Origin of the sequence: Frankia sp. AiPs1 (assembly GCF_023716945.1) — a bacterium.
GTDB lineage: Bacteria > Actinomycetota > Actinomycetes > Frankiales > Frankiaceae > Frankia.
In genome coordinates, this window is sequence record NZ_JAMQQF010000328.1 from 1 (window position 1) to 6,437 (window position 6,437).

The window sequence follows — 6,437 nt, forward strand, 5'->3', positions numbered from 1 at the left end:
TCCCGCTGCGGATGGGGGGGGAATCCGAGGGAAGGCCGGCGGGGTCGGGGGCCTTGGCGGGGGGGGGGGGCGGGGCGGGGGGGGGGGGGGGCTGGGGGGGGCGGGGGGGGCGGGGGGTTGGTGGGGGGGGGGGGGGGGGGGGGGCATCCGCGCGGCCAGCGCCGCCTGGATGCGCTCGGCGACGTCGCCCGGCATCGTCATCGCGGCCAGCCGGGAGAGGTCGGCGCGGACCTTGCGCAGCGCGGCGATCGACTCCCGGCACGCCGGGCAGGCCTCGACATGGTCCCGGGTCGAGCGGGTGACCGTTTCGCCCCCGGCGACGGCGTCGAGCTGTTCCACGTCGGGATGCTGGTCGTGCCCGCGGGACCGGCGGCCGAGGGGGAATGTGGGGCGCGCCTGGGTGGATCGGTGCCGGTCGTCCATCGGGTCGTTCGTCATTGCTGATCACCTCCTCCGGCAGGTCCGGGCGCCATGGGGCCGAATGGTGGGGACGGCGGCCGGCGGACCGACTGCGGGTCTCCGGCGGCCGCTGCGCGCAGGCCGCCACATCGTGGTGTCCTTCTTCTGAGACGGTGGGCGGGGCTCCTGGGTTCCCGGACGGGAGGTATCCGAGGAGCCGGGCGAGGTGCGCCCGTCCCCGCGAACAGCGACTTTTCCCCGTGCCGGCAGGGATGTCGAGCTGCCTCACAGCGTCCGCGCGGGGAATGACTCCGGACGTCGACCAGCACCACGGCCGTGCGCAGCGCCGGGGGTAGCCGGCCGAACACGCCGTCAGCACCGAGACGCATGTCACGCTCGGTGAGGGTGCTCCGGGAGAGGGACGGAGGCGGGGCCGGCGGTGGCCGGGAGGACGCCACCGATGGGGCCGACGCGGCCGACTCCCCCTCCCCGTCAGGTCAGGACCGGAAGGTGATCTCCGCGATCGAACCGCGGTACTGCCCGTCGCTGTCCAGCGGTAGGGAGGTCAGCCACAGGACCCAGTACCGCGCCGGGTTGAGGTCGGAGGGCAGGGGCAGGTTCACCGCGCCGCTGGGGGCGTCGGCCTTCGCGACGACAACCCCGTAGCTGTCGATCGTGTCCCCGGGGGTGACGGCGCTACGCAGCTCGAACGACAACGGACCGTCGCCGACCTGGACTGTGACCGAGGTGGGGCTGATCGCCTGGCTGAAGGTCAACCGCAGGCCGACACCGGGCTTGAGCCCGCCGAGCTTCGCGGTGACGTAGCCCTCGGTGTGCCAGACGGTCGACGGATTGCCGTCGATCGCGTTGGCGGCCTCCTTGGGCCGCTCGGTGCCGTCGCCGCCGGAGGAGAGCGGATCTATGGTGTCGATGCTCTCCGGCTTCAGCGCGGTCCCAGCCGGGATGACCTGCCCGGTGGGCGGGGTGGTCGGACTTGCGCTGCCACCGTCGCCGCCGCCGTGCAGCGCGAACACGGCCACGACCGCGACGACGACGACGACCACGACGAGGGCGATCCACGGCAGCACCCGGCCGAGCCGCCGGCCGGACCCGCCGCGCCCACGTCCGGGGGCGTCCCGATAGCGGTCCGCCGGCGGATAGCCGCCGGCGCCGGCGGGGTACCCCCGATCGTCCCGGGCCCGATCGTCCCGGGCCCGATCGTCCCGGGCCCGATCGTCCCGGGCTCGGTCGTCCCGGGCCCGATCGTCTCGGGCTTGATCGGGCCGCCCGCGATGGTCGGGAATCCGGGTGTCGTACCCGCCGCGGGTGTCGTACCCGCCGCGGCCGTACCCCGTGTCGCCACCGCGTGGCCCGCTCGCGCCGTCGACCCGGGTCTCGTAGCGGTTGTCACGGGCCTGGTCGGGACCCGGGTAGCCGGCGGTGTCGGTGTAGCGGCCCTGCGCGGGGTAGTCGGAGGAGGCGAGGTAGTCGGAGGAGGCGAAGCCATCCACGTCCATCGCCTCGGTGCTGGAGGGTTCCTCGCCGAGGCTCATCAGGCCGGTGTCGAGCACCGCGTCGACCGGGTTGATCGACTCCAGCTCCTCGACGAGCTCGGCCGCGGTGGTGATGGGCGCACCCGCCCGCTCGTCGCCGAGGGTCGCCATGGTGATGGCGTCCAGGTCGCGCGGCACGGACGAGGTGACCTGCCGGGGGCTGCGCAGCCGCCCGCCGGCGGTCGGTGCGGTGGGCAGGCCGCGGTCTCCACCGAGGGGCCAGTGGCCGGTGAGCCCCGCGTACAGCAGGCCGCCGAGCGCCCGCAGATCGGCGGCGGCGCCGTCGCCCGCGGCGACCACGCCGTCCCCCGCGCCCACCACCCGGGTGGCCTCGGCTTCGTCGCCGTTCCCGGCGGCGTCGGGGCCGTCGAGCTCCGCGGGTGCCCCCGAGCGCTCCAGCTCGGCGAGCACGCCGCCGATCTCAAGATCGATGATCTTCACGGTGCCATGACTGGAGACGATGACGTCGCCGGGGTTGAGGTCGCCGTGATGGATGCCCCGCTCGTGGGCCGCGGCGATGACCCGGGCCGCGGCGAGCACCACGGCGCCGGCCTGCTCGGGGCGCAGCGCCCCCTGGGCGGTGAGCTGGCGCAGGGTCTTGCCGTCCACCCACTCGGAGACGACGTAGGAGATGCGCCGTGATCCGGCGGTCGTCGTCGTGGCGTCGTAGGTGGAGGCGGCGCCCGGATGGACGAGCCGGCCGGAGTTGATGGCCGCGGCGAGCAGGCGGCGGGCAGCCTGCTCCTGGTTCGGGTCCGTGCCGGCGGCGCCGTTGTCCCCCGGATTCATCGGGCCGTGTTCGACGATGCGCACCGCGACCGGCCGGGCGAGCACCTTGTCGTCGCCGCGCCAGAGGGTGACCGGGCCGCGGCTGGTGAGCGCGGAAAGCAGGCGGTAGCGGCGGTCGAGGACGGTTTCGGCGAGGACCGCGGTGCCGGCGGGGGTCGACGAGCTCCGAGCGTCGGCGGCGGTCAGGGTCACGTCGTCGACGCCCTCAGCCTGCGGTCGGTTGCTTCCGTCGACCACAGCGCCTCCGTCGTCCACGTGCCTGACGGGGACGATCCGCCGTCGGGCTTCCCTACCTCACCCGGGCAGGAGTCCGCCCAGTGTGCCGTGACCGTGGGCGGAGACCCCGAAATCCTTCGTCGCCCGGAACTGGTCGCCACGGTGAACGACGTGACGAGCGGAGGCTGCGCCTGGTTCACCGGCGACGTTGGGCGGGGCCCGCGCACAGCGTGTCCAGTGTACGAGGATGGCCGGAGGATCTCGCGAATGTCTTGGGACAACCCGCCCTTGTGTACCGGCTGTGACGAGCCCACCTGGTCGGATCCGGCCGGCCTGCGCGGCCGCGGAGGCCGGCCGCGCCCAAGGGCGTCGCCACCGGGCCCGGAAGGACGTTTCTCCCGACCATGACGGGGCTGTCCGCCGGGTCGGTGAGCTCTCGTCCAGCCAAGCGGGCCGTAGAGAATATCCGCCGTATTGTTACGCATTAGTAGAGTTATCCCGCGATGTTTTCTAACTACACCGCGTTATGGCGATGGCAGGAGTGGTGGGCACCGCCGGCCCCGCCTGTACCTCTGTTACCAGGCCATGGCCATGGGGATTTCGCCGGGTCAGGGCGGCCACGGGCTGGCCCTTTGGTGCCCGCCGTGAGCCCGGACGGCAATCCCGGCCCTCTCAGCTCAGTCCAGCCCGGCTCAGCCCAGCTCAGCTCAGCCTGGGTCGTCCCGGGCGCCGACCGGTCAGCGCCGCCTGGGCGCTCGACCCTCCCGGCGCGTGCCGGTCGCTGATCGCGACCGGTCGTCCGGGGCATCCCGTCGCGGTGGTGTGGGGGCGCGAGCGCCCGTCCGCGACGACGGCTCCCGGCGCGCCGTCCGGTCGGTCTGGCCCTTTCGGTCCGTCCGCCCGGCCCGGTCCGCCGGTGCCGGCGACGCGGTCGGCCCGCCGGATCTGCCGCGCCCACGCCCGCGGCGTAGGCGGCTGTTGACAACCTCGGTCAGAGCGTTGACCTCGTGAATGTTCATCCGTCTGGCGACCGCGATGAACAGCGCGCCGCCCACGACGACCGCGATCACCACCGCGATCCCGGAGCTGACCCAGCCCGTCCCGAGCACCGACCGGATGCCCCGGGCCAGCAGGGACGCGATGACGGCGCCGAGGCCCGCGGCGACCGCGACCTGAGTGATCACCCGGGCGGTGCGGTTACCGTCGACGCCGCCCAGCCGTCGGCGCAGCAGAATCGTCGTGGCCGCGAGCCCGACCAGGTAGGCGAAAGCGAAGGCGAGCGCCAGTGCCGGCGCGCGGTGCTGCTCCGGAACCAGCACGGTGAGCACCACCGCGGTCAGCACGTTCACCGCGACGACGCCCATGTTGACCAGCGCCGGTGTCCGGCTGTCCTGGTAGGCGTAGAAGGCCCGCAACTGCACCTGGAACAGCGAGAACGGCACCAGGGCCAGCGCGAAGGCACTGAGTGTGTCGCCGATGTCCACCGCGGCGTGGTACCGGACCGCGCCGTGGTAGAACACCGCGACGGCGATCGGCCGCCCCAGGGCGAGGATGAACAGAGCCGCCGGCACGATGGCCGTCACCGCGACCCGGGTCGCGGTCGAGATGTCCGCCCGGACGAGATCCCGGCGACCCTGGGCGGCGTGTCCGCTCATCCTCGGCAGCAGTGCCGTGATCACCGAGACGCCGATGATCGCGTAGGGAAGCTGGAAGATCTGGTAGCCGTAGGTGTAGATCGTGTACGCGGTCGTCGCCGTCGACAGGTTGACGATCACCAGGTAACCGACCTGGCTGACGATGACGAACAGCAGCGTCCAGCCGGCCAGCCGGGCCGCCGAGCGCAGTTCCGGATGGCGCAGATCCAACCGCGGACGGTAGCGGAAACCGACCTTGCGCAGCGACGGCAGCAGGGCGAGCGTCATGGCGACCACGCCCAGCGTCGTCCCGCCGGCGAGCACGGTGATCTGCCCGTTGCTGATGGCCTTCGGGCCCTCCACCCCGGGTGGGTGCGGTCCCGACACGACGTAGACGAAGGCCACGCACGTCGCGATGACGATCAGGTTGTTCAGGATCGGCGCGAACATGGGCGCGGCGAAGGACTGCCGGACGTTGAGGATCGCGCCGATCGTCGCGCCCACCCCGTAGAAGACGATCTGTGGGAGGAACCAGCGCAGCATCTCGGTGCCCAGCGCCCGCTCCGCCGGCCCCGAGTGCAGGTAGGCGTCGGTGATCCAGGGCGCGACCACCATGCCGACCGCCACGGCGGCGCTGAGTCCGAGGATCATGATGGTCAGCAGGGAGGAGGCGAAACTGTCCCCGCCGTCCGGGTCCTCCTTGGCCGCGCGCACCATCACCGGGACGATGACGCTGGTCAGGATCCCACCGAGGAGCAGGTCGTAGAGAACGTTCGGGGTCGTGTTGGCGACGTTGTAGGCCTGGCTGACCCCGCTGGTGCCGAGCGCGGCGGCGATCGCGACGGTGCGCAGGAAGCCGGACGCCCGGGAGACGATCGTGCCGATCGCCATGATCCCGCTGGCCTGGCCGAGGCTCGGCCCGGGCTTCCCCGCGCCGGCCTTCCCTCGGCGGGCGGTCGTCGGCTTCGCGGTCGTCGACTGCGCCCTCGTCGACTGCATCCTCGTCGACTGCGTCCTCGCGGGTTGGGCGCTCGTGGATCGGGTGTTCGCGGGCTGCGCGGCTGCTGCCCTCGTGGTCGTCGGCTTCGCGGTTGTCGGCTTCGCGAGCGCGGTGGTGGCCGCCGCGTCGGTGGGGCGCGGGGTCCGTCGACGTGACGGGTCGCGCCGAGCGGTTCGCCCGCCCGTCTCGCGGGGGGCCGGGGTTCGGGGGCGGGCGGCGCGAACGTCCCTGAGATCGCCGTCGCTGAAGTTGCCGTCCCTGAGGTCGCCGTCGCTGAGGCCGCCGTCCCTCTCGTCTCTCTCGTCTCTCCCGTTCCTGCCGTCCCCGACCTCGCCGGCGTGGCGGTCTGCCCGCGGGTCGGCGGCCGCATCGTCGCGCCAACCACCGGAGGCCACGTCACGGTCAGCGCCGTAGCGGGCGTCACCGCGACGTTCACGGGTGCGGGCTTCCCGGCCGCCCCGGGCCTCGGGGGGCCGGGCGGCGTCCCGTCCGCGGCCGTCGTCCCGTCCACGGCCGTGCTGGTGTGACTCCGGGGGAATGCGTCGGACGTTGCTGCGCGGAAGCGCCACCGTCGGCCGAGACTCGCCGAGAGACGGCCGACGCCGCTCGCCGGCGAAGCGTCGAGGGCGGTCGGTGGCATCCGGCTGCTGCTCCTGCGACCCGTGCCCGGTGAATTCCGGGCCGGGGGAATCCCCGCCGGGGACACTTGGGCCGGCGGAAACTGGGCCAGGGAAATCCGAGCCAGGGAAATCCGGGCTGGGGGAACCCGGGCCGGCGGGCCGGCCGACCTGGTCGGGGGGCGAGCCGGGTTCCGCCTGGCGCCGCCGCCCGGGCGTTGGGGCTGCC

At 73.5% G+C, this 6,437-nt stretch carries 3 protein-coding genes and 1 pseudogene; 1 reads left to right on the plus strand and 3 read right to left on the minus strand.

Annotated features, from left to right (window positions below; translation table 11 throughout):
* From ND748_RS22010 to murJ, 3 genes and pseudogenes are all read right to left on the minus strand, one after another.
* A pseudogene (locus tag ND748_RS22010) lies at positions 1–438 on the minus strand (hypothetical protein); the annotation flags it as partial.
* A 458-nt stretch (positions 439–896) separates the two neighbouring features.
* Positions 897–2,978, minus strand: a complete 2,082-nt coding sequence (locus ND748_RS22015; protein ID WP_251747878.1) for a protein kinase family protein — start codon at positions 2,976–2,978, stop codon at positions 897–899.
* A 716-nt stretch (positions 2,979–3,694) separates the two neighbouring features.
* A complete protein-coding gene (murJ, locus tag ND748_RS22020; protein ID WP_251747879.1) occupies positions 3,695–5,590 on the minus strand; it encodes a murein biosynthesis integral membrane protein MurJ in 1,896 nt (631 codons plus the stop codon).
* 339 nt (positions 5,591–5,929) lie between these two features.
* Between murJ and ND748_RS22025 the strand changes: the two genes are divergently transcribed.
* Complete coding sequence (locus ND748_RS22025; RefSeq protein WP_251747880.1) at positions 5,930–6,118, plus strand: hypothetical protein; 189 nt, start codon at positions 5,930–5,932, stop codon at positions 6,116–6,118.
* Positions 6,119–6,437 lie beyond the last annotated feature (319 nt).